The organism is Streptomyces sp. GbtcB6 (assembly GCF_019091475.1).
GTDB classification, from domain to species: Bacteria; Actinomycetota; Actinomycetes; order Streptomycetales; family Streptomycetaceae; genus Streptomyces; species Streptomyces hyaluromycini.
The window spans coordinates 459,430-482,288 of record NZ_JAGXJL010000003.1; the positions used below are offsets into that span (position 1 = coordinate 459,430).

Annotated in this window: 20 protein-coding genes; 5 read left to right on the forward strand and 15 right to left on the reverse strand. The window is 71.7% G+C overall.

Translation table 11 applies throughout. From position 1 onward, the window contains the following. Nucleotides 1–51: 51 nt before the first annotated feature. From KVT45_RS07535 to KVT45_RS07545, 3 genes are read right to left on the reverse strand one after another with little or no spacing between them, the layout of a single operon-like run. A complete protein-coding gene (locus KVT45_RS07535) occupies nucleotides 52–1,989 on the reverse strand; it encodes a substrate-binding domain-containing protein (RefSeq protein WP_217545701.1) in 1,938 nt (645 codons plus the stop codon). Further along, nucleotides 1,979–3,541 (reverse strand): sugar ABC transporter ATP-binding protein, encoded by a 1,563-nt coding sequence (locus KVT45_RS07540; RefSeq protein WP_217545702.1) that lies wholly within the window; start codon nucleotides 3,539–3,541, stop codon nucleotides 1,979–1,981. The genes KVT45_RS07535 and KVT45_RS07540 overlap by 11 nt, the downstream gene beginning before the upstream one ends. After that, complete coding sequence (locus KVT45_RS07545; protein WP_254646398.1) at nucleotides 3,538–4,617, reverse strand: LacI family DNA-binding transcriptional regulator; 1,080 nt, start codon at nucleotides 4,615–4,617, stop codon at nucleotides 3,538–3,540. Before KVT45_RS07545 ends, KVT45_RS07540 begins: the two co-directional genes overlap by 4 nt. 170 nt (nucleotides 4,618–4,787) lie before the next feature. Between KVT45_RS07545 and KVT45_RS07550 the strand changes: the two genes are divergently transcribed. Next, nucleotides 4,788–4,967 carry a hypothetical protein gene (locus tag KVT45_RS07550; protein ID WP_217545703.1) on the forward strand — a complete coding sequence of 60 codons (180 nt, stop codon included), beginning with the start codon at nucleotides 4,788–4,790 and terminating at the stop codon, nucleotides 4,965–4,967. A 10-nt stretch (nucleotides 4,968–4,977) separates the two neighbouring features. Here the strand turns inward: KVT45_RS07550 and KVT45_RS07555 are convergent, their stop codons facing one another. The 6 genes from KVT45_RS07555 to KVT45_RS07580 form a co-directional block, all read right to left on the reverse strand. Beyond that, the gene (locus KVT45_RS07555; protein ID WP_217545704.1) at nucleotides 4,978–5,871 is read right to left on the reverse strand and encodes an MBL fold metallo-hydrolase; all 894 of its coding nucleotides are present in this window, start codon (nucleotides 5,869–5,871) and stop codon (nucleotides 4,978–4,980) included. Nucleotides 5,872–5,998: 127 nt separating this feature from the next. After that, nucleotides 5,999–6,781: a VOC family protein gene (locus KVT45_RS07560; protein ID WP_217545705.1), complete on the reverse strand. Its 783-nt coding sequence runs from the start codon at nucleotides 6,779–6,781 to the stop codon at nucleotides 5,999–6,001. A gap of 275 nt (nucleotides 6,782–7,056) precedes the next feature. Beyond that, a complete protein-coding gene (locus KVT45_RS07565) occupies nucleotides 7,057–9,177 on the reverse strand; it encodes a bifunctional serine/threonine-protein kinase/ABC transporter substrate-binding protein (RefSeq protein ID WP_308310671.1) in 2,121 nt (706 codons plus the stop codon). Nucleotides 9,178–9,204: 27 nt separating this feature from the next. After that, complete coding sequence (locus KVT45_RS07570; RefSeq protein WP_217545706.1) at nucleotides 9,205–11,424, reverse strand: bifunctional serine/threonine-protein kinase/ABC transporter substrate-binding protein; 2,220 nt, start codon at nucleotides 11,422–11,424, stop codon at nucleotides 9,205–9,207. Beyond that, the gene (locus KVT45_RS07575) at nucleotides 11,421–12,269 is read right to left on the reverse strand and encodes a hypothetical protein (protein WP_254646399.1); all 849 of its coding nucleotides are present in this window, start codon (nucleotides 12,267–12,269) and stop codon (nucleotides 11,421–11,423) included. Before KVT45_RS07575 ends, KVT45_RS07570 begins: the two co-directional genes overlap by 4 nt. A 246-nt stretch (nucleotides 12,270–12,515) precedes the next feature. Further along, the gene (locus KVT45_RS07580) at nucleotides 12,516–13,817 is read right to left on the reverse strand and encodes an amidohydrolase family protein (protein ID WP_217545707.1); all 1,302 of its coding nucleotides are present in this window, start codon (nucleotides 13,815–13,817) and stop codon (nucleotides 12,516–12,518) included. 189 nt (nucleotides 13,818–14,006) lie between these two features. Between KVT45_RS07580 and KVT45_RS07585 the strand changes: the two genes are divergently transcribed. Then, nucleotides 14,007–14,444: an Lrp/AsnC family transcriptional regulator gene (locus KVT45_RS07585; RefSeq protein ID WP_217545708.1), complete on the forward strand. Its 438-nt coding sequence runs from the start codon at nucleotides 14,007–14,009 to the stop codon at nucleotides 14,442–14,444. A 12-nt stretch (nucleotides 14,445–14,456) separates the two neighbouring features. Here the strand turns inward: KVT45_RS07585 and KVT45_RS07590 are convergent, their stop codons facing one another. From KVT45_RS07590 to KVT45_RS07600, 3 genes are all read right to left on the reverse strand, one after another. Continuing rightward, a complete protein-coding gene (locus tag KVT45_RS07590) occupies nucleotides 14,457–15,629 on the reverse strand; it encodes a PLP-dependent aspartate aminotransferase family protein (protein ID WP_217545709.1) in 1,173 nt (390 codons plus the stop codon). Nucleotides 15,630–15,783: 154 nt separating this feature from the next. Further along, on the reverse strand, nucleotides 15,784–16,635 hold the full coding sequence (locus KVT45_RS07595; protein WP_217545710.1) for a PhzF family phenazine biosynthesis protein: 852 nt from the start codon (nucleotides 16,633–16,635) through the stop codon (nucleotides 15,784–15,786). Between the two features lie 109 nt (nucleotides 16,636–16,744). Beyond that, nucleotides 16,745–17,149, reverse strand: coding sequence for an ATP-binding protein (locus KVT45_RS07600; RefSeq protein WP_217545711.1), 405 nt, complete (start codon nucleotides 17,147–17,149; stop codon nucleotides 16,745–16,747). A 206-nt stretch (nucleotides 17,150–17,355) separates the two neighbouring features. Here KVT45_RS07600 and KVT45_RS07605 point away from each other — a divergent pair, with 206 nt between their 5' ends. Together KVT45_RS07605 and KVT45_RS07610 are read left to right on the forward strand one after the other, a co-directional pair. Further along, nucleotides 17,356–18,207: a helix-turn-helix transcriptional regulator gene (locus KVT45_RS07605; protein ID WP_217545712.1), complete on the forward strand. Its 852-nt coding sequence runs from the start codon at nucleotides 17,356–17,358 to the stop codon at nucleotides 18,205–18,207. 7 nt (nucleotides 18,208–18,214) lie between these two features. Then, entirely contained in the window at nucleotides 18,215–18,430 is a 216-nt protein-coding gene (locus KVT45_RS07610) for a DUF397 domain-containing protein (protein WP_217545713.1), read from the forward strand. Here the strand turns inward: KVT45_RS07610 and KVT45_RS07615 are convergent. The 3 genes from KVT45_RS07615 to KVT45_RS07625 form a co-directional block, all read right to left on the reverse strand. Next, nucleotides 18,417–18,965: a DUF4328 domain-containing protein gene (locus KVT45_RS07615; RefSeq protein ID WP_217545714.1), complete on the reverse strand. Its 549-nt coding sequence runs from the start codon at nucleotides 18,963–18,965 to the stop codon at nucleotides 18,417–18,419. The genes KVT45_RS07610 and KVT45_RS07615 overlap by 14 nt on opposite strands. A 57-nt stretch (nucleotides 18,966–19,022) precedes the next feature. After that, complete coding sequence (locus tag KVT45_RS07620) at nucleotides 19,023–19,697, reverse strand: DUF402 domain-containing protein (RefSeq protein ID WP_217545715.1); 675 nt, start codon at nucleotides 19,695–19,697, stop codon at nucleotides 19,023–19,025. Nucleotides 19,698–19,816: 119 nt separating this feature from the next. Next, nucleotides 19,817–20,461: a CatB-related O-acetyltransferase gene (locus tag KVT45_RS07625; protein ID WP_217545716.1), complete on the reverse strand. Its 645-nt coding sequence runs from the start codon at nucleotides 20,459–20,461 to the stop codon at nucleotides 19,817–19,819. Between the two features lie 86 nt (nucleotides 20,462–20,547). On the opposite strand from KVT45_RS07625, the gene KVT45_RS07630 reads away from it, so the two are divergent. Beyond that, nucleotides 20,548–22,836 carry an ATP-dependent RecD-like DNA helicase gene (locus KVT45_RS07630; RefSeq protein ID WP_217545717.1) on the forward strand — a complete coding sequence of 763 codons (2,289 nt, stop codon included), beginning with the start codon at nucleotides 20,548–20,550 and terminating at the stop codon, nucleotides 22,834–22,836. Nucleotides 22,837–22,859 lie beyond the last annotated feature (23 nt).

The following is a 22,859-nucleotide window of genomic DNA, read 5'->3' on the forward strand; positions in this document are numbered from 1 at the left end:
GGTCGAGGCGGCCGGGGCTCAATTCAACCGCCCGGCCGCCTCCTTGGTGGCTCAGCCCGTGAAGCCGGCCACGTTGTCCTTCGTGACCACCTTCACCGGGACCTTGATCGCCGACGGGATCTGCTGGTCCTTGACGGCCTTGAGGGCGTTGTCCACGGCGATCTTCCCGAGCTGGCTGGGCTGCTGGGCCACCGACGCGTACAGCGTGCCGTTCCTGACCGCGGTCAGGCCGTCCGGGGTGCCGTCGAAACCGACCACCGAGACCGACGAACCGGCCTTGGAACCCAGCGCCTTGATCGCGCCGAGGGCCATCTCGTCGTTGGCGGCGATGACGCCCTGGACGTCCGGGTGCGCCTGGAGCAGGTTCGACATCACGTCGAGGCCCTTGGTGCGGTCGAAGTCGGCCGGCTGCTGGGCCACCACCTGGATGCCGGGGTAGGCCTTGAGGCCGTCGGCGAAGCCCTGCGCGCGCTCCCGGGCGGCGGAGGTACCGGCCTGGCCCTGCAGGATCACGATCCTGCCCTGACCGCCCAGCTTCTCGGCGATCGTCTTCGCGGCCAGCTCACCGCCGGCGACGTTGTCGGAGGCGACCAGGGTCGCCGTCGTGGCGTTGTTGACGCCGCGGTCGACGGCGATCACCGGGATGCCGGCCTTGCCGGCGGTCTTCACGGAGTTGCTCGCCGCGTCCGAGTCGACCGGGTTGACGATGATCGCGCCGAGGCCGGAACTCGTGAAGTTCTGCAGCTGGTTGGCCTGCTGCGAGGCGTCGTTCTGGGCGTCCGTGACGGTCAGGTCCACGCCCAGCTTCTTCGCCTCGGCCTGGGCGCCGGAGCGGATCTGCACGAAGAAGGGGTTGTTGAGGGTGGACAGGGACAGGCCGATCTTCGGGTTGGCCGAGGAGGACCCCGTGTGCAGGAGGGAGGTCGCGGCGACGAGCGCCACGGTGACGACGGCCGCGAGCGCGTACGTGCCGGCCTGCCTGCCCTTGCCGCCGCCCGCGCCGGTGACCACCGGGGTGGCCCCGGCCTTGCGGCGCACGGTGTCCAGGAGCACGGCGAGCGCGATGACGACACCGATGACGACCTGCTGCCAGAACGCGGACACGTTGAGGAGGTTGAGGCCGTTGCGCAGCACCGCGAGGATCAGCGCGCCGATCAGCGTGCCGGACGCCTTGCCGGTGCCGCCGGCCAGCGAGGCGCCGCCGATCACGACGGCCGCGATGGCGTCCAGTTCGTAGCCGTTGGCGGCCTGCGGCTGCGCCGAGGAGAGCCGGGCGGCCAGCACGATGCCGGCGACCGCCGCGAACAGCCCGGACAGCGCGTAGATGGCGAGCTTCTGCTTCTGCACCCGCAGCCCGGAGAGCCGGGCGGCCTCCTCGTTGCCGCCGATCGCGTACATCGAGCGCCCGATGTAGGTCCGGCCGAGCACGAAGGCCGCGATCAGCCCCATCAGGACCATGACCAGCACCGGCACCGGAAGCCAGCCGCCGAGGGTGTCACCGAGGTGCGAGACCGAGTCGGGGAAGGCGATGGGGGAGCCCCCCGAGATCACCAGCGCCAGACCGCGCCCCACCGACAGCATCGCCAGCGTCGCGATGAACGGCGGCAGCTTGCCGTACGCGATGAGGAAGCCGTTGACGAGACCGGCCGCGATGCCGGTGGCGACGGCGAGGACGACGGCCAGGAAGACCGGCACCCCGTGCGAAGTGGCGCTCCACGCCAGCACAGTGGCCGACAGGGCCGCCACCGAGCCGACCGACAGGTCGATGCCCGCCGCGACGATCACGAAGGTCGCGCCGAAGGCGAGGATGGCCGTCACGGCCGCCTGGACGCCGACGTTGAGCAGGTTGTCGGTGGTGAGGAAGTCCCCGGACAGCGCCGACATGGCGATGACGAGAACGATCAGCGCGGTGAGCGCGCCGTTGTCGAGGAGCAGCCGGCGTACGCCCGCGGCGCCCGTGCTGCTGTTCTTGAGCGTGTCAGTGGCCACGTCCGGCCTCCTTGTCGGTTGTGGTGGCGGTGGCGGTGGCGGTGGCGGGGGCGGCGGGGGTACCGGGGGTGCTGACGGCGAGTGCCATCACGGAGTCCTGGGTGGCCTGGTCCGCTGCCAGTTCGCCCGCGATCCGGCCCTGGGCCATCACCAGCACCCGGTCGCTCATCCCGAGCACCTCGGGCAGATCGCTGGAGATCATCAGCACCGCGGCCCCGGCGGCCGTCAGCTCATTGATCAGCTGGTAGATCTCGACCTTGGCGCCGACGTCGATGCCACGCGTCGGCTCGTCGAGGATCAGCACCTTGGTGTCGGCGAGCAGCCACTTGCCGATGACGACCTTCTGCTGGTTGCCGCCGGAGAGCGTGCGCACGTGCTGACCGAGCCCGGCCATCCGCACGCCCAACTGCCCGGCGATACGCCCGGCGGCGGCATGCTGCCCCTTGAGGTCGACGATCCCGGCCCGGGTCGCCTTCCGCAGCGTCACCAGGCCGAGGTTCTCCTCGACGGAGGCGTCGAGCACCAGCCCCTGCCCTTTGCGGTCCTCCGGTACGAGCCCGATCCCGGCGGCCATGGCCGCGTTGACGTCGGACCGCCTGAGCGCCGTACCGGAGACCTTCACGGCCCCCTTGTCGTACGGATCGGCTCCGAAGACAGCCCGTACGACCTCCGTACGACCCGCACCCACAAGGCCCGCGATCCCCACGACCTCCCCGGCGCGCACCTCGAAGCTCACGTCGTGGAAGACCCCGTCCCGCGTCAGCCCCTCCACGGAGAGCAGCGCGCCGCCGGTCTCTCCCCGCTCCCTCGGGTACTGCTGCTCGATGGAGCGCCCGACCATGAGCCGTACGAGTTCGTCCTCGGGCGTGCCGGCGGGCACCTGGCCCACGCTCTTCCCGTCCCGGATGACCGTCACCCGGTCCCCGAGAGCGGCGATCTCCTCCAGGTGATGCGTGATGAAGACGATCCCCACCCCGTCGGCCCGCAACTGCCGCACGATGGCGAAGAGCTTCTCCACCTCCTCCGAGGTGAGGACGGCGGTCGGCTCGTCCATGATGAGCACGCGCGCGTCCAGGCTGAGCGCCTTGGCGATCTCCACCATCTGGAGGCGGGCGATGCCGAGTTCACGGACCCGCGCGCGTGGCGACACGTGCACGCCGACCCGCTCCAGCAGGACCTCGGCGTCGGCCTCCATCTTCTTCCGGTCGATCATCCCGAAACGGCGCGGCTGCCGCCCCAGGAAGATGTTCTCGGCGACCGTGAGATCGGGTACGAGGTTGAACTCCTGGTAGATGGTGGCGATCCCGAGCCGCTCGGAGTCCTGCGCACCATGGATGCGCACCTCCTCGCCGCCGGCCAGGATCCGCCCCGCGTCGGGGGTGTAGGCGCCGGAGAGCATCTTGATGAGGGTGCTCTTGCCCGCGCCGTTCTCACCGAGGAGTACGTGCACCTCGCCCCGGCGCAGATCGAAGTCGACGCCGTCGAGCGCGACCACGCCGGGGAAGGACTTGCGTATGCCCTCGATGCGCAGCAACTCGTCCGGGTTGCTCACGACGTGCTCCTTTGCACAGGGGTCTGGTTCTCGCCGCGGTCGTCGCCGCGGTTCTCGTCGCGGTTCTCGTCGCGGTACTCGTCGGCGCCCTCGCCGCACGAGCGGCGGACGACGAGCCGGGCGGGGAGGGTGACGGACTGCGGAGGCCGGCCCTCGATGCGGTCGACCAGCGCGCGTACGGCGGCGCGGCCGAGCTCGCCGGTGGGCTGGGCGATGGCGGTGATGGGCGGGTCGGTGTGCACGAACCAGGGGATGTCGTCGAAGGCTGCCAGTGCTATGTCACATGGCACCCGGAGCCCCCGCGCCCGCACCGCGTCCAGCGCGCCCAGCGCCATCAGGTTGTCCGTGGCGAACACGACGTCGGGCGGCTCGGGCAGGTCGAGGAACCCCTCGGTGACCCGCCGCCCGCTCTCGGCCTGGAAGTCGCCCTGGCCTATGTAGGCGTCGGGGAGCGGGACGCCGTACTCGGCGAGGGCCTCGCGGAAGGCCCGCACACGTTCGCTGCCGGTGGTGGTGGCCGCCGGCCCGGCGATGATCGCGACCCGCCGGTGCCCCAGCCCGCACAGATGGGCGACGAGATCGCGGATGGCGGCCTGTCCGTCCGCCCGCACCACCGGCACGTCGACGCCCGGGATCCACCGGTCGACGAACACCATGGGCGTCCCGGCCCGCGCCGCCTCCAGCATCAGCGGCGAGCCGCCGTCGGTGGGGGAGACGAGCAGCCCGTCGATCCGCCGGTCGAGCAGCGTCCGCACGTGGTGGTCCTGCAGCTCCGGCCGCTCGTCGGCGTTGCCGATGATGACGCTGTAGCCGAGGGCACGGGCCGCCTCCTCGACCGAGCGGGCCAGCTCGGTGAAGTAGGGGTTCATCACGTCGCTGATGACCAGGCCGAGGGTGCGGGTCTGGTCGGTGCGCAGGGAGCGGGCGACGGCGTTCGGGCGGTAGCCCAGCGTCGCGACCGCGGCCAGCACCCGGGTACGGGCGTCGTCGCTGACCGACGGATGGTCGTTCAGGACCCGGGACACCGTGGCGACGGAAACGCCTGCCTCGGCGGCGACGTCCTTGATGCTCGCCATCGCCGCTCCACCTCCTCGTGGAATCGATTACACGGCTGCGTGTACCGAGGATTGGAATCGATTACACGGGTGTCGGGCAAGGGCCCGGAGACGGCCGAAATCCAATCGTGACCGAAGGGGGGACCGGAGGGGGCTGGCCCACTCGTGGCCTGACCTGTGGAATTCCGGACATGACCCGAACGGAGATACGCGACGGCGCGCGGTTGCTGTTCGTCGCCGTGCTGGAAGTGGCCGTGATCGTCGGCGGGAAGCTCTCCGTCGCCTGGGCGGTCACGGTGGGCGCCGGGTACCTGGTCTTCCTGTCGGCCTACGTGCGCGGCCTGGTGCGCCGCAGGCGGGCCGTCGGCTGACGTCCGGCCGTCACCACCGCACCGCCGTGAAGTCCACGGGCCGGGGCCGCAGTGTGCGGGTGCGGGCGGCCAGTCGGTGGATCCGGGCGGCCATGTCGTCCGGGGGCAGGCGGCGGCGGTCGCCGTGGCCCGGCAGCAGCCACTCGAAGCGCAGCCGGCCGGCGGCCCGGGTCAGCGAGGCGGCCAGTTCGCGGACGGAGTACCAGGTGACGCTGTCGACCACCTCGATGTCCGCCGTCGTACGCGACCAGTAGAAGCTGTCGCCGCTGAAGCAGTACCGCCCGTCGGCCAGGTAGAGCACGCTGCCCCGGGTGTGTCCGGGGAAGGGGAGGGCGAGCACCCCCTCGGCGATCTCGGCCGGCTCGGTACCGCGCAGCACCCGGTCGGCGTCCGGGGCGGCGTCGAGATCGCCCTCGTGGATCCAGAGCCGGGCGCCGAAGCGGTCGGCGTACCGGCGGCCGTGCGCGGCGTGGTCGCGGTGGGTGAGGAGTACGTCGGTGACGGGCCCCGGCGCCTCGTAGCGGGCGGCGAGCGCCGGGCTCCAGCGCGGGGTGTCCACCATCATCGACGTGCCGTCGGGGCGGCGCAGGAGGTAGGAGTTGGCGCCCGCGGTGTGCGGGGAGTTGTGCCCGCACAGCTGCACGGTGCCGGTGTCGTCGAGGGCCATCGGGAACGGGTCCCGTGCCGGGTCCAGCCGCCCGCCCGGGGGACGGACAGAGCGGGTGGGGCAGGCGTGTGCCGCCGCGTGCAACTGCTCCGCCTCCACCGCGTCGCGCGGCTGGCGCAGTACGGCCGAGCGTCCCGCCACCTCCCCGATGAGCCCCGGGGCGAGTTGCCGCGCGACATCGCAGTTCGTGCAGCGCCCGTCCACCCGCCAGCCGTGCTCGGCCTGTTCGGTTCCCATGACCATGACCCCGTCCCCGTCCCTCTCCGTACCGCCGGTCCCCTCAGGGGTATCCCGGGCCGTACGGAAAGCGGAAGGGGGTCAGGACCTGGTGGTTACGGCGCGGCGCTGCTCTGCCGTCGGCGGCTCACATCTCCTTCGGCTTGAACACCGCGAAGGCCGCGCCCTGCGGGTCGGCGACCACGGACATGCGGCCGGCCATCATCTCGAACGGCGGTGCGAACACCGTGCCGTTGCGCTTGACCAGGGCGTCCACGGTGGAGTCGACGTCGTCGACCGCGAAGTAGGTGAGCCAGTGCGCCGGGACGCCGGGGCGGTCGTCGCCGAGCCGGGCGGCGCCGCCGACGCCGCGGTTGCCGACGTTCAGCGACCAGTAGTTCCCGCCGGCGCCCTCCATCGGCTGGATCTCGATCCCGAAGGACTCGCCGTAGAAGCCGGTGGCGGCGGGTACGTCGGTGGTGTTCAGCTCGTTCCAGATCAGCGTGCCCGGCTCGTTGACCAGCCCGGCGCCGTGGAACTCGCCCGGCTGCCACACCCCGAACACCGCGCCCTGCGGGTCTGCGGCGATCAGCATCCGGCCGAGACCGCCGACGTCCATCACCGGGGCGATCAGGGTGCCGCCCGCCGAGACGATCGTGTCCTGGGTGGCCTGCGCGTCGGTGCTGGCCAGGTAGGTGGTCCAGACGGTGGGCGGCTCCGGCTGCCCCTCGGGGGCCATGGCCGAGCCGATGCCGGCCACCGGCTTGCCCTGCAGCGTGCAGACCGCGTACCCGCCGAACTCGGCCTCGCCGACCTCGCCCTGCCAGCCGAACAGGTCACGGTAGAAGTCCAGCGCCGCCTGCTGGTCCTGCGCCATCAGATCGACCCAGCACGGGGTGCCGGTCGCGTACGGAGTGGTGATCTCGGGCATGTGCATTTCTCCCTGCGCGCGAAGAAGTTCCCCGCCGCCCACCCTCACCGTCCCTGGCCGTTCCCGCCACCGGAACGGCCGGGGTTTTACGGTCGGAGGCTCGTGGTCGGGAGTTTTACGGCGGGGAGTTTTACGGTCGGGAGCTGTGCGGTGGGATCACCGACGGACGGCCGGGGTCCGGTCGTCGAGGAGAACGACGTCCTCGAAGCGACGCGGGCGCCAACGGCGGGCGACCGGACCGTGCGCGGCGGCCCGCTCCGCCGGCCACGGCGGTTTCACGTGTCCTCGGCGATGTCGTCGGAGCGGGTCACGAAGCGGGCGGCTCCGCCGGTCACGCGGTACAGGAACGCGCCGCCGTCGTCGTTGGCCTCGAAGAACTGGTCGGTGGCGTCGAAGCTGACGCGTCGGGTGATGCCCTGCCAGGGGCGGCGCAGGAGCTCGGAGCGCAGCACCGACCGGCCGTCGCCGTCGAGGGCGGCGAGGCCCTGGGCGGCATACCGTACGGCGTCGTACGCCTCGGCCGCCCAGGGGCCGGGCGGGTGTCCGTGGCGGGTGCGGAACGCGGCGGCGAACGCCTTGGTGCGGGCGTCGGCGCTCGCGTCGGTGTAGCCGGTGCCGATCCGCCAGCCCTCGCCCGCGGCGAGGAAGGAGGCGCCCAGGACGTGCTCGCCCGCCAGCCGGACCCCCTGGTGGCCCGCGTCCCGCAGCGCGCGGGCGCAGGCGGCGGCACGGTCGGGGCTCACCCCGCCGAACAGGACCGCGTCCTGGGGGCGGGCGGCGATACGGCGCGCGGCTCCGGTGAAGTCCTCGTCGGCCGCGACCTCCTCCACCGTCGTCTCGCTGTCGAGTTTGCCGCGGGCCGTGGCGATGTTGACCGTGGGCAGGCTCTGCGCCGCGGCGGCCAGGTCGTGCACGACCACCGTACGGGCGGGCTTGACCGCCCGGTTCAGATAGCGCAGGACCGCGGGCGGGCCGAGGGTCAGGGTGGAGCGCAGCACGAGCGCGGTCGTGGTGTTGACGGTGTTGAGGGCCTCGGTGTCGGCGCGGGTGACCAGCAGGGCCAGCCGGGCCTCCGTGCACGGGGGCAGGGCCGCGGGCACGGTCGCGTTGGTGCCCGCGGCGATCACCACGGACACGTCCGGGTCGGCGGCCAGCCGCTCGGCCGCCGCGGCGGAGCCGGCCGCGGTGCCGCCGTCGTCCGCGGTGCGCAGCACGAGGTCCACGGTGCGCCGGGCGTCCTGGTTGTGCTGCTCGACGGCGAGCTGGGCGCCGCGCCGGTGGTCGGTGAAGAAGGCTCCGTCGGGGTCGCCGAGCAGCGCGACGACGTGCCGGGACCGTCGTACGGAGCCGGTGTTCGCGGACGCGCGGGCCCGGCCCCACCGCCACCACGCGCCGGCCCCGGCCGTCGCGGTGACGCCGAGCGCGGCCCCCGCGACGAGCAGCCGCCGCCGGGTGGGCGACGGCGGCGCCCCCGGGGAGACCTCGGGGGAGGGCCGGGTGACCATGGTGGGCTCGGGCACGGGCAGGTCGAGGACGCGTGTGGCACGGGTGGCGACCAGCGCGGGCAGCCGCTCGGGCAGCCACCCGTCCTCGGTGAACTCGCCGAAAACACCGCGGAGTTCGGGCGCACTGGGGCGGAACTCCGGTTCCTTCGCCAGGCATCGCCGTACGATCCCGTCGAGGCCGTCCGGTACGCCGTCCAGGTCCGGTTCCCTGTGCACGGTCCGGTACAGCACGGCCGCGGCGCCGCCGGTGCCGAACGGGGGCCGGCCGGTGGCGGTGTGGGCGAGGACGCAGCCGAGTGAGAAGACGTCGCTGGACGGGCCCACGGTGCGGCCGCGGGCCTGCTCGGGGGAGAGGTAGCCGGGGGAACCGACGACGGAGCCGTCGGTGGTGAGCGCGGTCGCGCCGACGGCCCGCGCGATCCCGAAGTCGATCAGCCGCGGCCCGTCCACGGCCAGCAGCACGTTCGCGGGCTTGACGTCCCGATGGACCAGTCCGGCCGCGTGCACGCCGTCCAGCGCCTCGGCCAGCGCGGATCCCAGACCGCGCAACTGCGCCTCGGGCCACGGCCCGTGCAGCGCGAGGGCCTCGGCGAGGGACGGGCCGGGCACGTAGGCCGTGGCCAGCCACGGAGAGCGGGCCTCGGCGTCGGCCGCGACGACCGGCACGGTCCACCGGCTGGTGAGGCGCGAGGCGAGCTCGGCCTCGCGGCGGAAACGGGCGCGGAAGCCGTGGTCGTCGGCGTACTCGGCGCGGATCACCTTCAGCGCGCACCAGACGCCGAGCGGCGAGCGCGCCAGATAGACGACGCCCATGCCGCCCGCGCCGAGCCGTCCGGCCAGCCGGTGGCCCCCGATCAGCGACGGATCGGAGGGCAGCAGCCGTTCCACCACGCCAACCGCCCTCCGTTCCCCGGTACCTCAGCTCTGACTCTTGGTCGCGGGCGTCAACTCGCCCAACGCGCCCAGCTGCTGGAACCGCCCGTCGCGGACCACGTGGACGAAGGTCTCGTTCTTCCAGGCGTCCGTGCTGGCGTCGTACTGGTGGTACTCGCCGAAGGCGTACGTCCTGGCGACGCCGGTGTACTTCGCCTTCGCCAGCCGCACCGCGAGATCGGCCCGCACGGGCCGCCGGCGCGCCCCGGCCGGAACCGTGTGCGCGAACTCGGCGAGCAGCATCCGCACACTGTCGTACGCCTCGGTGGCGTACGGCTCCGGAGTGGAGCCGTACCGCTTCCGCCATGCCGCGGTGAAGTCCTTGGCCCGCTTCGTCGTCAGTACGGAGGGGTCCACGGCCGACGTGACCACGTACCAGCCCTCGCCCGCGGCACCCGCCCGGCTCGGGAAGTCCGAGCCGTACAGCTGGTGCTGCATCCAGCACGGTCCGGTGAAACCGGCCGCGGCCAGGACCTGGGCCGCGCGGACGGTGTTGTCCAGGGGGCCCAGGTACGCGACGGCGCCGACATCGGCGGCGAGCACGTCACGGACCGCCTTCGGGCCGTCGTCCGTCCCCTCCGCGACGACCTTCGGTACGACCTGCGCACCGAGGGTGTCGCGCCAGCCGGAGATCAGCGAGGTGCCCTGGTCCTGGACGACCGCGCCCCCGGCCCGGTCGATCACGATGCCGGCCGGCGCCACCTGGCCGGTGATCAGCGCGTCGAGCGCGATCCAGCTGCCGAGTGCGAGATGGGGGGCGCCGGTCTGGAACGAGGTCCTCGGCGACGTCAGGAAGTAGTCCTGCCGGCCGGTGGTGCTGGACACATGGGTCAGTTCCGCCTCGCCGTAGACGGCCGACGCCGCGCGCATCGAGGTCTCGCCGACCGGTCCCAGTACGGCGACGACGTCCCGGTCGGCGGTGAACGTGCGGGCGACCTCGCGGGCGGTGTCCACGTCGCCCCGGTCGGCGAGGTCCTTCACCTTCAGGTCGTAGGAGCGTTTGGGCGTGGCGTTGTGCTGGGCGACGGCGAGCCGGGCCGCGCGTTCGCAGGCCCGGCTGAGGGCGGTGCCGGCCGCGCTGCTGTCCGCGTGCACGCCGAGGACGTACACCGGGCGCCCGGTGCTCGCGGACGGTTTCTTCTCGTCCCCGGACGCCCACACCGCCGCGCCGGTGCCGCCGCCCGCGAGCAGCAGCGCACCGCCGAGGAGCAGCAGACGGCGCCGTCCGGGGTGCCGGACGGGGGTGTCCGGGGCGTCCGACGGGGCTTCGCCGTCCGTCGTGCCGTCGTCCGCTCCGTCCACCACGGTGGGCTCGATGCCGGGCAGGGCGAGGCTCTCGGCGGCCCTCGTGGCGACCAGCCGGGCGACGGGGGCGGGAAGCCAGTCGCCCGAGGAGTCCGGGGCGTCCTCGGTGAGCAGACCACGTATCTCCTCGACGGTGGGGCGTACGTCGGGCTCCTTGGCCAGACAGCGCTCCACCAGAGCCAGCAACTCCCCTTCCATGCCACGGAGTTCGGGCTCGTCGTGGACGGTGCGGTACAGCAGGGCGTCCGGGGTCCCGGTGCCGAAGGGCGGGATGCCGCCCGACGCGTACGCCAGGACGCAGCCCAGCGCGAAGACATCGCTCGCGGCCGTCGCGGGCCGCCCCTCGGCCTGCTCCGGGGCGAGGAACCCGGGCGTGCCGACGACGACCCCGGACGCGGTGAGCGCCGTGTCGTCCGCCGCCCGCGCGATGCCGAAGTCGATCAGACGCGGCCCGTCCAGGGCGAGCAGTACGTTCCCCGGCTTGACGTCCCGGTGCACAAGTCCGGCCGTGTGCACGGCGTCCAGCGCCTCGGCCAACGACCTGCCGAGGACCCGTACGGCACCCGACGGCAGCGGGCCGTGCGCGCCGACCGCCTCGGCGATGGAGGGCCCGGGGACGAACGCGGTGGCCAGCCACGGCTCGCGCGCCTCGGCGTCGGCGTCCAGGACGGGTACCACCCACGGGCTGTCCACCCGTCGCGCCAGCTCCGCCTCCCGCGCGAAGCGGGCACGGAAGCCGTCGTCACCGGCGCCCTCCCCGCGGATCACCTTGATCGCCGCGAGCGCGCCCGCGTCGGTGCGCCCGAGATAGACGACGCCCATGCCGCCGGCCCCGAGCCGCCGCAGCAGCCGGAACTCCGCGATCCGGGACGGGTCGGAGGACCGCGGACTCTCGCTCATCGCCCGGCCCCCTGGGCCTCGGCGGGCGTACCACTCGCGGTATCGCCTGCGCCGGTCTGATCGATCTCGTTGGCGACGAGGATGACACCGCTCATCAGGTCGGAAGAGACGGCGGAGTCCTCGTCGTCACTGCGCCCCGCGCCGTGCCGTGCCGTCGCGGCCACGGTGACCGGGCCGAGCCGGTACTTGTACCAGTCGAAGGTGTGCGCCTCGCTCGCACCGTCGACGATCCACTCCCCGACCTCCGTCAGGTCGTCGTCGGAGATCGGGGCGCGCCCCTCGTCGGCGGCCTCGACCTGGGAGTACAGGCCGCGCACCACGTCCGTGGCGTTCAACCGCTGCTCCGGGCAGCGCAGCGCCGACTCCATCGACCTGGCCATGTCGCGCCGCGCCGCCACGGTGTCCGTGTGCACGGTGACGGTCAACGACACGTACACCGCCCCCTTGCCTGCCTTCTCCGGTAACTCGAACGTTCGCGTGAGGCTGGCCAGCACGGTCTTCGGCAGCGCCACCCGCTGCCACAGGCAGTCGTCCTGGAGTACGGCCCAGGTGGCCGGATCACTCTCGTAGGGCTCGCGTTTGCGGTAGCCGACGCCGAAGTAGTCGGGCCGGACGTCGAGTTCCCGGACGAACGCGACGGCATCGGCGCGGGTCTTCGGGGCCTGTTCCTCCGAGAGCGTGTAGGGCTCGTCGGCGACGGAAGCGGAGGCTGACGGTGACGCCGACAAGGAGCCGCTGGGACTCGCCTTCCCCGCCGCCCCGTCCCCGCTGTGCGACTCGCTCGTACACCCCGCCAGCAGCAGCGTCCCCGCCGCGGCAGCCAGGACTGGTCTCCACCCGGCCATGCGTCACACCCCTTGGTCCGTCCCACCTTGTGGAGGAAGTGTGTCGCAAGTAAAGCGCACACCAACTGCCCTTATAGAAACGTCCAGTTGAGGGTCCTGACGGCAGCTCTGGACGTTCCGGTTGCATCCGGTGCCGGTGTGCGGGAGGGGGGCTGGTGGCGACGGTCACCGGGGGTTCCTGCGGGGCGTCCTCGCCGGTGGAGCGGTACCCGTCCCGGCCGGCTGCTCCAGCTTCGGCGCGTGCGGTCACGCCGTCTTCGGCTGCGGGCGCCAGGTGCCGTCCAGCGGGACCCCGGCGGCCGCCGCGACCCGGTCGCGGGACTCCAGCAGACGGGTTCGCAGTGCGCGCAGGTCCACGTCGACCAGTACGCCGTCCCGCTTCACGACGCGGCCCGCGACGAGGACCGTGTCGACCAGGCCGGGGTGACCGGCGGCGACGACGGTGCCGGCGGGGTCGGTGACCGGGAAGACGGTGATGTCGTCGGTGCGCAGCAGGATCACGTCGGCGTCCTTGCCGGGCGTGAGGCTGCCCGTGCGGGCAGCGAGGCCCAGGGCGTGGGCGCCGTCGACGGTGGCGAACTCCAGCAGGTCACGGGAGTCGAGGCTGCCGTCCAGGCCGCGCTGCACCACATAGGTGGTGCGCATGGTGGAGAACATGTCGCCGCCGACCGAGGGGACGTCGTCGATGGAGAGGGTCGGGCGCAGGCCGGCGGCCAGCATCCGGCCGGTCATCGGCCGGCCGAACCCCATCTTCAGCTCGACGTCCGGGCTGATGGACACCGAGGCGCCGGCGTCGGCGAGCATCCGCAGCTCGTCGTCGCCGATCCCGTTGGCGTGCACGAACGTCGTGGTGTCCCGCAGCAGGCCGTGCTCGTGCAGGTCGGCGACCGGGCGCCGGATCCCTTCGGACTCCACGTGCAGGCTGCTCCGCAGGCCGAGCTCGGCCGCGAGCTTCAGCTCCTCGGCGACGGTGTCGAAGGAGGTGTCCTCCGCACCGCGCAGCCCGAACGACATGGTGACCAGGCCGTGGTCGCCGGGCAGCGCGGACCGTACCCGGCGGATCTCGGCCTCGACCGGGTCGGCGGTGCCCCACCCCGCGCCGTGGCAGAAGACGGACCGCCCGGGCGCGTCCCGCAGCGCCGCGACACCCGCGTCCGCGTGCTCGGGGCTCTGCGCGCAGTGGAACCAGTCGAGCATCGTGGTCACACCGGAGTGCAGGGCCTCCAGGCGGCCGAGCAGGGTGCCCAGGTAGACGTCCTCGGGCCGGTACCGGGGCTTCAGCGTCCGGTGCATCGCCTGCGCCCACTCGGGGAACGTCCAGTCCGCGCCGATACCGCGGAACGCGGTCTGCCAGGTGTGGCGGTGGGTGTCGACGAAGCCGGGCATGACGATCCGGTCGGTCGCGTCGATCACCTCGGCGTCCGGGGCGTCGATCGCCTCGGCCACCTCGACGATCACACCGTCCTCGATCAGCACGTCACCGTGTTCGAGGTCGCCGACGGCCGGGTCCATGCTGACCACGGTGCCGCCGGTAAGCAGGATCCTCATCAGAAAACTCCTCTACGTAACTCAGCGAGACTCAGCGAAAAGTGGTTGTTTGTCCGCATTGATGACGCGGACAAGTCTTCCCGGGCGGCGCGTCGGTGTAAGCCGATTCCGGCAACGGCGGCAGGAAATTGCGCCGCAGCGGGGCATCGGATGGTGGTAGACGAGGCTGGCGGGCAATAATCTGCCCCCATGGATGATGTGGATCGGTCCATCCTCGCCGTGCTCGAGAAGCACGGGCGGATCAGCAACGCCGAGCTCGCCGCGCGGGTCGGCCTGTCGCCCTCGCCCTGCCTGCGGCGCGTGCACCGGCTGGAGGAGACCGGGGTGATCCGCGGCTACCGGGCGGAGATCGACCCCGCGGCCGTCGGCCGCAGCCTGCGCGTGTTCGCGGGCGTCCGGCTGATGCGGCACAACCGCGGTGACGTGGCCGCGTTCGAACGCGCGGTCGTCCAGCTGTCCGAGGTGGTCCACGTCCACCACGTCACCGGCAACTACGACTACCTGCTCCAGGTCGAGGTCGCCGACCTGCCGGCCTACGAGGACTTCCACGCCAACCGGCTGGCCGACCTGCCCGGCGTCGCCACGGTCAGCAGCTACGTCACCATGAAGACGCTCTCCGCCCCCTGAGGTACGGGCAGTTCAGTCACTCACGCTCGCGTCGGCCGCCGCGACCACGTCGGCGACCAGGTCGGCCGTGTCCTCCGTGCCCGCGGCCAGCCGGACCAGGCCCGGCGGAACCGAGGCGGCGATCTGGTCGTCGTCGAGCATGCCCCGCCACATGGACGCCGGGTGCACGGCCAGCGACTCCACGCCGCCGAGGCTGGCCGACCGGCGGGCGTAGCGCAGTCGCCCGAGGAACGCGTCGGCCGCCTCGTAGCCGTCGGTGAACTCGACGCTCAGCACTCCGCCGAACCCGCTCATCTGGTCGGCGGCCAGCTTGTGCTGCGGATGGGAGGCCAGGCCGGGATAGTGCACCCGGCTCACGGCGGGGTGGGCGGCCAGCGCCTCCGCGAGCGCCTGACCGTTGGCGTTGTGCCGGGGTACGCGCAGCGGCAGGGTACGCATACCGCGCAGCAGCAGCCACGCGTCGAACGGGCCGAGCACGGCACCGGTGAGCAGACCGGTGTCCCAGACCTTGTCCAGGAGTTCCGCCGGACCGGCCAGCACTCCGGCGGACACGTCGGTGTGGCCGTTGAGGTACTTGGTCGCGCTGTGCCAGACCAGATCGATGCCGAAGTCCGCCGGGCGCTGGTTCAGCGGGGTGGCGAAGGTGTTGTCGGCCATGGTCAGGACGTCGTGCGCGCGGGCCAGGTCCGCGACGGCGCGCAGGTCGGTGATCTGGAGCAGCGGGTTGCTCGGGGTCTCCACCAGGATCAGGCGGGTCCGCGGGGTCAGCGCCCGCGCGAACGCCTCCGGGTCGGTCTGGTCCACCAAGGTGGTCGCCACGCCGAACCGGGGCAGCAGGTTCAGCAGGACCGACGCCGTACCGCCGTAGGTGGACCGCTGCCCGATGACGTGGTCACCGGCGGACACCAGGGCCAGCACGGCCGTGGTCAGCGCGGCCATCCCGGACGCGGTGACCATGGCCGCCTCGGTGCCCTCCAGTTCCGCGACGACGGCCGCGACCTGGGCGTGGTTCGGGTTGCCGAAGCGGGTGTAGAAGTCCTTGCCCCGCGGTTCGACGGCGCCCCGCGCGAACGTCTCGCCGTCCGGGGCCGAGAAGGCCGCCGTCTGGTAGATGGGCGGGGCCACGGCCCGGTGGGGAAGGACCTCTCGATCGGCGTGGACGGTGACTGTGCTGCTGCCCGGCATGGTTGCCTGCCCTTCCGTGGTCCGTCGGTGTGACGCCGTCAAGCGTGACCGACGGATATGCGGAAGTGAGCGAATCCCGGCAATATTGGCAGCATATTGCGCCGCGAACGGGGTGCAGGATTGTGCTAGGGCGTGGATTCGCGCAATTTCGTGCTCACACGGTGATGGTGCCGCGGATGCAGACGGTCGTGGCGCCGCTCACCCAGACCGTGCCGTCCGGGTCGGCGGAGACCTCGATGGCCGCGGCCCGTCCCACCCGCGAGCCCTGGGAGACCCGGTAGGCGCCGGGTGCCGCGCCGGTGGCGGTGAGCCACTGCCCGACGCCGGCGTTCATGCTGCCGCAGGCGGGATCCTCGGGCACTCCGACGCGAGGCGCGAAGGTGCGCATCTCGAAGTCGTACGGGGAACCGTCGGGGTAGGCGCCGATCGCGCCGACCATCGCGTCCGGGATGCGGGAGAGGTCGGGTTCGAGGGCGAGCACCTCCTCGGCCGTGGCCAGCCGGAGCACGGCCCAGCCCGGCCCGTTGTCGACCCACTGGTGGGCGAGGACCCGGTCACGGCCGATGCCGAACGCGGCCACGATCCGCTCCAGGTACGCGTCGTCGAGCGCGCCGTCGCGGACCAGGGGCGGGGCGGCGAAGGACAGCACGCCGTCACCGCGGCGCACGGTGACCAGGCCGGCGCCGCACTCCTGCACGATACGGTCGGCGTGGCGCGGCACACCGCCGCCGTCCAGCCAGGCGTGTGCGGAGCCGAGGGTGGGGTGCCCGGCGAACGGCAGCTCGCCGTCGGGCGTGAAGATCCGCAGCCGGTAGTCCGCCTCCGGGACGGTGGGGGCCACCACGAACGTGGTCTCGGACAGGTTCGTCCACCGCGCCACGAGCTGCATCGCCTCGTCCGTCAGGTCCGCCCCGTCGAGGACGACCGCGACCGGGTTGCCGCGATAGGGGCTCGTCGAGAACACGTCGACCTGGACGAAGGAACGGGTGCGCGGCGGCATGGTCATTACGGGCCTCTCGGTGAAGGAATCAGCCCCATCACAACGGACGCCCGTGCGGTCGGGACATGGCCAGTCACAACAAAGTGGACTGGGCCGCGCCGGAGATTCGCGTGACCTACGCCGCGGTCAACTCGCACCACACGTACTTCCCCCGGTTGCCGAACCTCGACAGCGGCTGCCAGCCCCACAGATCCGAACAAGCCCGCACCAGCGCCAGCCCCCGCCCCTCCTCCGCCTCCGCGATCCGCTCCAACGGCACGGGCGGCTCGGGCGGTTCCGGGTCCGCGTCCCACGCCCCGATCCGCAGCGTCCCGGGCGGCGACCAGCGGATGCGCAGGGCGGCGGGGCCCTTCGTATGCCGTACGGCGTTGGAGACCAGCTCGGTCGCGAGCAGCTCGGCGACATCGAGGAAGGGGACGAGTCCGTGCGCGGTGAGGATGAGTCTGAGCGCGTGTCGGCTCACGGTGACGGCACGGAGGTCGTTGGGGATGGTGAGCGTGTACTCCCAGGCTTCGGACATGCGTCATCAACTCCGGTGGTTGTGGGGGAGTTTCACGCGCGGTGGCGTTGCCGCGGCCGCCGTGGCAGGGCGGGGCGGTGCACTTCCGCTGCGTGAGCGTTGCGTCACCGACGGTAGACCTGAAAGTTTCGGCAGGGCAAGCCGGTCGCGTAATCTGACCCCCGAACGAGTCGCGTGGACAGGCGCGTTGGAACAAGGAGCGGTCGATGGGTACCAGGCGCGAACCAACGGCCCGGCAGTTGCGCCTTGCGGCGGAGCTGCGCAGGCTTCGCGACGCGGCCGGCCTCACGGCCCGCGAGGCAGCCAAGCTGCTCGGCGTGAGCAACGTCCAGATCAGCCAGATCGAGGCGGGCCTGTCCGGCGTGAGCGAGCAGCGACTGCGTCGCCTCGCGTCCCATTACGCCTGCACGGACGAGGGGTTCATCGACGCACTGGTTGCGATGGCGACCGATCGGACACGGGGTTGGTGGGAGGAGTATCGGGGGTTGCTGCCCACGTCATTCCTCGATCTGGCTGAGCTGGACCACCACTCCCGGTTTCAGCGGCACGTGGCCATCACCTATGTGCCGGGTCTATTGCAGACGGAGGGCTACGCCCGCGCCGTGTTCTCCGACCGAATCCCGGAACTCGCCGAAGACGAACTTGAGTTGCGTGTGCGCCACCGCATGGCGCGTCGTGTGATCATCGAGGTCCCCGCACCCATCCCCCTTCAGGTCGTGATCCACGAAGCAGCCCTACGTATCAGGGTCGGCGATCGCGCGGTGTCACGAGCCCAACTCGACCGTATCCTGGAACTCTCGGATGTGGATCACATCTCGGTGAGAGTGATCCCCCTCGACCTGGACGGCTTCTCCCAGGCTGGTAGCGCGATGACCTACGTCGGTGGTTCCGTCTCAAAGCTGGACACGGTCGTTCGTGACGCTCCTCACGGCACCGTCTTCATCGACTCCGAGGCTCAACTGAGCGCCTTCCGAACGCGCTTCCATAAACTGGAGGCCGTGTCACTCGACCCCGGGCGCTCGCGTGACTTCATCAACAGGTTGGCCAAGGAGCTGTGAGGCAGCGATGACCACTCCCGACAACTGGCGGAAGTCGTCATACTCCGGCGGCGGCGACGGCAACGAATGCGTCGAGATAGCCACCACCCCCACCCACACCTCCATCCGCGACTCCAAAGCCCCCGCCGCTCGCACCCTCACCTTCCCGGCGGGAGCCTTCGCCGCCTTCGTCGAGGGGATCACGGCTGCCGGCTTGCCCGGGCGGCGCCCTACCGCGCGGTGACCCGCTCGATGACCAGCCCCACCAGCACGGCCGCCGCAATCATGAGTGCCTCCGTCACCACGAGGAAGGCCAGCGAGCCGGGGGCCGCCATGCTTGCCGCCGTGAGACCCAGCGCGTGTGCGACCCAGGCGGCCCACCACAGATTCACCAGCGTCGTGTCCCGCTTCTCCCACGACGCGGAGCCGGCGCGCCCGATGTCGAGGACGAGCCGGCGAGGGGCGACGAGGTTGACCACCGGTATGAACCACGCGCCGACCGTCCAGCCCGGACTCGGGAGGGCGGCCCCGGGGGACAACTCCTGGGCGTTGCGCCGGGACCGGGCGAGCCACACGAGGAACAGCACGGTCGCGAGGGTCATCAGGTACACGAAGACCATGGAGATGAACCCGGACCTGTTCAGGGACGCGTCCGTGGGGTGCAGGTAGTGGTCCCGGAGCGCCACCGTGCGGAACACGTCCGCCACGGCCGCCACCGCGATCACCGCCTGCGCGGAACGGGCAAGGAGCCGGGGAGCCGTGCGGGCGGCAGTCGTCATCGTCTTCGGCCTGTCTCGGAGGTGCGCGCCGCTGCAGCGGACGCCGGGGCGGAGTGATCATAGGGTCTGGTCGAGGCCGAAAGTCAGGACGTCGTCGGGCAAGGACGGAGCCGGCCGGTCGGGCTCGGGCCGCCAGGCCCGCCGGTTCGCCTCCGTCGCGAACGGTCCGCCGCGCTCCTCGATCATGGCCACCGCCTGAGCGCGCGCCTGCTCGACCGCCCGGTGATCCGCCTCGCTCACCACCCCGAGCCGGCGGCCGTGGGCGTACTCGCCCTCGTCCTTCCAGTCCCACCGCGACAGGTCGGGCGCCACCACCAGGTCCAGGAGCAGGTCGAAGGTGTCGAAGCCCAGGTCCGTGCGGCGCATCGGCCGCTGGAAGTTGACGTACCAGTTCGTCAGCCGGTGACCGGCCGAGACGTCGTAGAACGCGTTCACACTGAACCAGGTGTCCGGCGGGACCCACTGCAGATGTGCCGTGTCGCGCCACGACCAGCGGCCGAGCTGCCAGTTGCCGTCGGCCAGGGCCGGCAGGGCCCTGATCCTGACTTCCTCGTCTCCGGTCAGCAGCCACTCGATCCAGGTCGTCGGAGCCAGCACGTCCGCCCCGGGCGGGCACCCCACGACAAGCGCCTCGGCGCTGTCGTCGACGACATGGAGCGCGTGGGCGCTCCACACCTTCCGGCGGAACACGTCACGTCGAACAGCCGTCTCACCGGATCGGAACCATCGCATGAAGCACCTCTCGGCATCGTGATGTGCGGCGCTCTGGAATCCACAGCTTCCCCGCTGACTGTCGGTCCCCACCCGCACCTCCGTCCGCGACTCCAAAACCCCCGCCCGAGCCGCCCCGGTCACCTCTCCTTCGGCGCGGCGGCCTCCAGTTCGGCGATCGTGCCGGACATGATCGTCCGTACGTGCTCGGTGATGTGGGCGGCGGGCCAGTCCCACCAGGCCACCGCCAACAGGCGGGCGATGTCCTGCTCGTCGTAGCGGGTGCGGATGAGGCGGGCCGGGTTGCCGCCGACGATGCCGTAGTCGGGCACGTCACCGGCGACCACCGCACCCGTGGCGATGATCGCGCCGTGACCGATCCGTACGCCCGGCATGACCGTCGTACCGTGGCCGAACCAGACGTCGTTGCCGACGATGGTGTCCCCTCGGCCGGGCAGGCCGGTGAGCAGGTCGAAGTGGTCGGCCCAGGAGCCGCCCATGGTGGGGAAGGGGAACGTCGAGGGGCCGTCCATGCGGTGGTTGGCGCCGTTCATGATGAATCGCACACCCGTGCCCAGCGCGCAGAACCTGCCGATGACCAGCTTCTCCGGCCCGTAGTGGTAGAGCACGTTGCGCGTCTCGAACGCGGTCGGGTCGTCGGGGTCGTCGTAGTAGGAGTACTCCCCGACCTCGATCAGCGGGGACTTCACCAGCGGTCTGAGCTGGACCACCCGGGGCTGTCCGGGCATCGGGTGGAGGACCGTCGGGTCGGCGGGTACGGGCATCGGGACTCCTTGTCGGTAGCAGGTTCGTCAGCAGGTTCGTCCACAGGGGCGTGATCGCTGTCAGACCCCACCGGTACCTTCGGTTCATGGCTCAGCAGACGGGGACCTCCACCGGCGAACAGCGACTCGCCACCGTCGAAGGCGTGCTCGAACGCATCACGTACGCCAACGAGGAGAACGGCTACACGGTTGCGCGGGTCGACACCGGCAGAGGCGCCGGCGATCTGCTCACGGTCGTCGGTGCGCTGCTCGGCGCCCAGGTGGGGGAGTCGCTGCGGTTGGAGGGGCGCTGGGGGTCGCATCCCCAGTACGGCAAGCAGTTCACCGTCGAGAACTACACGACCGTGCTGCCGGCCACTGTGCAGGGGATACGGCGTTATCTCGGCTCGGGCCTCGTCAAGGGCATCGGGCCGGTGTTCGCCGACCGGATCACCCAGCACTTCGGGGTGGACACCCTCCGGATCATCGAGGAGGAGCCGAAGCGGCTGATCGAGGTGCCGGGGCTCGGGCCGAAGCGGACGAAGAAGATCGCCGACGCCTGGGAGGAGCAGAAGGCGATCAAGGAGGTCATGCTCTTCCTCCAGACCGTCGAGGTGTCCACGTCGATCGCCGTGCGGATCTACAAAAAGTACGGGGACGCGTCGATCTCCGTCGTGAAGAACCAGCCGTACCGGCTCGCGGCCGACGTCTGGGGCATCGGGTTCCTGACCGCCGACAAGATCGCCCAGTCCGTCGGGATTCCCCATGACAGTCCCGAGCGGGTGAAGGCGGGGCTGCAGTACGCCCTCTCCCAGTCCGCCGACCAGGGCCACTGCTATCTCCCGGAGGAGCGGCTCATCGCGGACGCGGTGAAACTGCTCCAGGTGGACACCGGCCTTGTCATCGACTGCCTCGCCGAGTTGGCGGCGCCGCCCGAGGACGGGGAGGACCCGGGGGTCGTACGGGAGAAGCTGCCTGGTCCCGCCCCGGATGCCGAACCGGTCACCGCCGTCTACCTCGTCCCCTTCCATCGCGCCGAAGTCGCCCTCGCCTCCCAGCTGTTGCGGCTGCTGCGCACCGGTGACGACCGGATGCCGTCGTTCCGGGACGTCGCCTGGGACAAGGCGCTCGTCTGGCTGAAGGACCGCACCGGCGCCGACCTCGCCCCCGAGCAGGAGGCCGCCGTCAAGCTGGCGCTGACCGAGAAGGTGGCCGTGCTGACCGGCGGGCCCGGCTGCGGAAAGTCGTTCACCGTCAGGTCCATCGTGGAGCTGGCGCGGGCGAAGCGGGCGAAGGTGGTGCTCGCCGCCCCCACCGGCCGTGCGGCCAAGCGGCTCGCCGAGCTGACCGGCGCGGAGGCCTCGACCGTGCACCGTCTGCTGGAGCTGAAGCCGGGCGGGGACGCCGCCTACGACCGGGACCGCCCGCTCGACGCCGACCTGGTGGTGGTCGACGAGGCGTCGATGCTCGATCTCCTCCTCGCCAACAAGCTGGTGAAAGCCGTGCCGCCCGGTGCGCATCTGCTCTTCGTGGGGGATGTGGACCAACTGCCCAGCGTCGGGGCGGGGGAGGTGCTCCGGGACCTGCTCGCCGACGGCAGTCCCGTCCCCGCCGTCCGGCTCACCCAGGTCTTCCGGCAGGCCCAGCAGTCGGGGGTGGTGACCAACGCGCACCGGATCAACGCCGGGCAGCAGCCCGTCACCGACGGCATGAAGGACTTCTTCCTCTTCGTGGAGGACGAGACGGAGGAGGCGGGCAGACTCGCCGTGGACGTCGCCGCCCGGCGCGTTCCGGCCAAGTTCGGGCTGGACCCGCGGCGCGACGTGCAGGTGCTGGCGCCGATGCACCGGGGACCCGCCGGCGCCGGTGTGCTCAACGGCCTGCTGCAGCAGGCCATCACCCCGGCCCGCCCCGACCTGCCCGAGAAGCGGTTCGGCGGACGGGTGTTCCGGGTCGGCGACAAGGTCACCCAGATCCGCAACAACTACGAGAAGGGCGAGAACGGCGTCTTCAACGGCACCGTGGGCGTGGTCACCGCGCTCGACCCGGTCGACCAGCGCCTCACCGTGCTGACGGACGAGGACGAGGAGGTGCCGTACGAATTCGACGAACTGGACGAACTGGCCCATGCCTACGCGGTGACCATCCACCGTTCACAGGGGAGTGAATATCCCGCCGTGGTGATCCCGGTCACCACCGGAGCGTGGATGATGCTCCAGCGGAACCTGCTCTACACGGCGGTCACCCGGGCCCGGAAGCTGGTCGTCCTCGTCGGTTCGCGCAAGGCGATCGGCCAGGCGGTGCGCACGGTCTCGGCAGGCCGGCGCTGTACGGCACTGGACTTCCGGCTCGGCCGGGGCGATCTTTCGAAAAATGATCGATCAAATGAGTCGTGAAGGTCACAGAGCCCTTTCCGATT

Excerpts from the sequence above, each read along its gene's own strand:
- KVT45_RS07545 (WP_254646398.1), bottom strand. The coding sequence starts at position 4,617 with ATGGCGAGCATCAAGGACGTCGCCGCCGAGGCAGGCGTTTCCGTCGCC.
- KVT45_RS07550 (WP_217545703.1), top strand. The coding sequence starts at position 4,788 with ATGACCCGAACGGAGATACGCGACGGCGCGCGGTTGCTGTTCGTCGCC.
- KVT45_RS07555 (WP_217545704.1), bottom strand. The coding sequence starts at position 5,871 with ATGGGAACCGAACAGGCCGAGCACGGCTGGCGGGTGGACGGGCGCTGC.
- KVT45_RS07560 (WP_217545705.1), bottom strand. The coding sequence starts at position 6,781 with ATGCCCGAGATCACCACTCCGTACGCGACCGGCACCCCGTGCTGGGTC.
- KVT45_RS07570 (WP_217545706.1), bottom strand. The coding sequence starts at position 11,424 with ATGAGCGAGAGTCCGCGGTCCTCCGACCCGTCCCGGATCGCGGAGTTC.
- KVT45_RS07575 (WP_254646399.1), bottom strand. The coding sequence starts at position 12,269 with ATGGCCGGGTGGAGACCAGTCCTGGCTGCCGCGGCGGGGACGCTGCTG.
- KVT45_RS07580 (WP_217545707.1), bottom strand. The coding sequence starts at position 13,817 with ATGAGGATCCTGCTTACCGGCGGCACCGTGGTCAGCATGGACCCGGCC.
- KVT45_RS07585 (WP_217545708.1), top strand. The coding sequence starts at position 14,007 with ATGGATGATGTGGATCGGTCCATCCTCGCCGTGCTCGAGAAGCACGGG.
- KVT45_RS07590 (WP_217545709.1), bottom strand. The coding sequence starts at position 15,629 with ATGCCGGGCAGCAGCACAGTCACCGTCCACGCCGATCGAGAGGTCCTT.
- KVT45_RS07595 (WP_217545710.1), bottom strand. The coding sequence starts at position 16,635 with ATGACCATGCCGCCGCGCACCCGTTCCTTCGTCCAGGTCGACGTGTTC.
- KVT45_RS07600 (WP_217545711.1), bottom strand. The coding sequence starts at position 17,149 with ATGTCCGAAGCCTGGGAGTACACGCTCACCATCCCCAACGACCTCCGT.
- KVT45_RS07605 (WP_217545712.1), top strand. The coding sequence starts at position 17,356 with ATGGGTACCAGGCGCGAACCAACGGCCCGGCAGTTGCGCCTTGCGGCG.
- KVT45_RS07610 (WP_217545713.1), top strand. The coding sequence starts at position 18,215 with ATGACCACTCCCGACAACTGGCGGAAGTCGTCATACTCCGGCGGCGGC.
- KVT45_RS07615 (WP_217545714.1), bottom strand. The coding sequence starts at position 18,965 with ATGACGACTGCCGCCCGCACGGCTCCCCGGCTCCTTGCCCGTTCCGCG.
- KVT45_RS07620 (WP_217545715.1), bottom strand. The coding sequence starts at position 19,697 with ATGCGATGGTTCCGATCCGGTGAGACGGCTGTTCGACGTGACGTGTTC.
- KVT45_RS07625 (WP_217545716.1), bottom strand. The coding sequence starts at position 20,461 with ATGCCCGTACCCGCCGACCCGACGGTCCTCCACCCGATGCCCGGACAG.
- KVT45_RS07630 (WP_217545717.1), top strand. The coding sequence starts at position 20,548 with ATGGCTCAGCAGACGGGGACCTCCACCGGCGAACAGCGACTCGCCACC.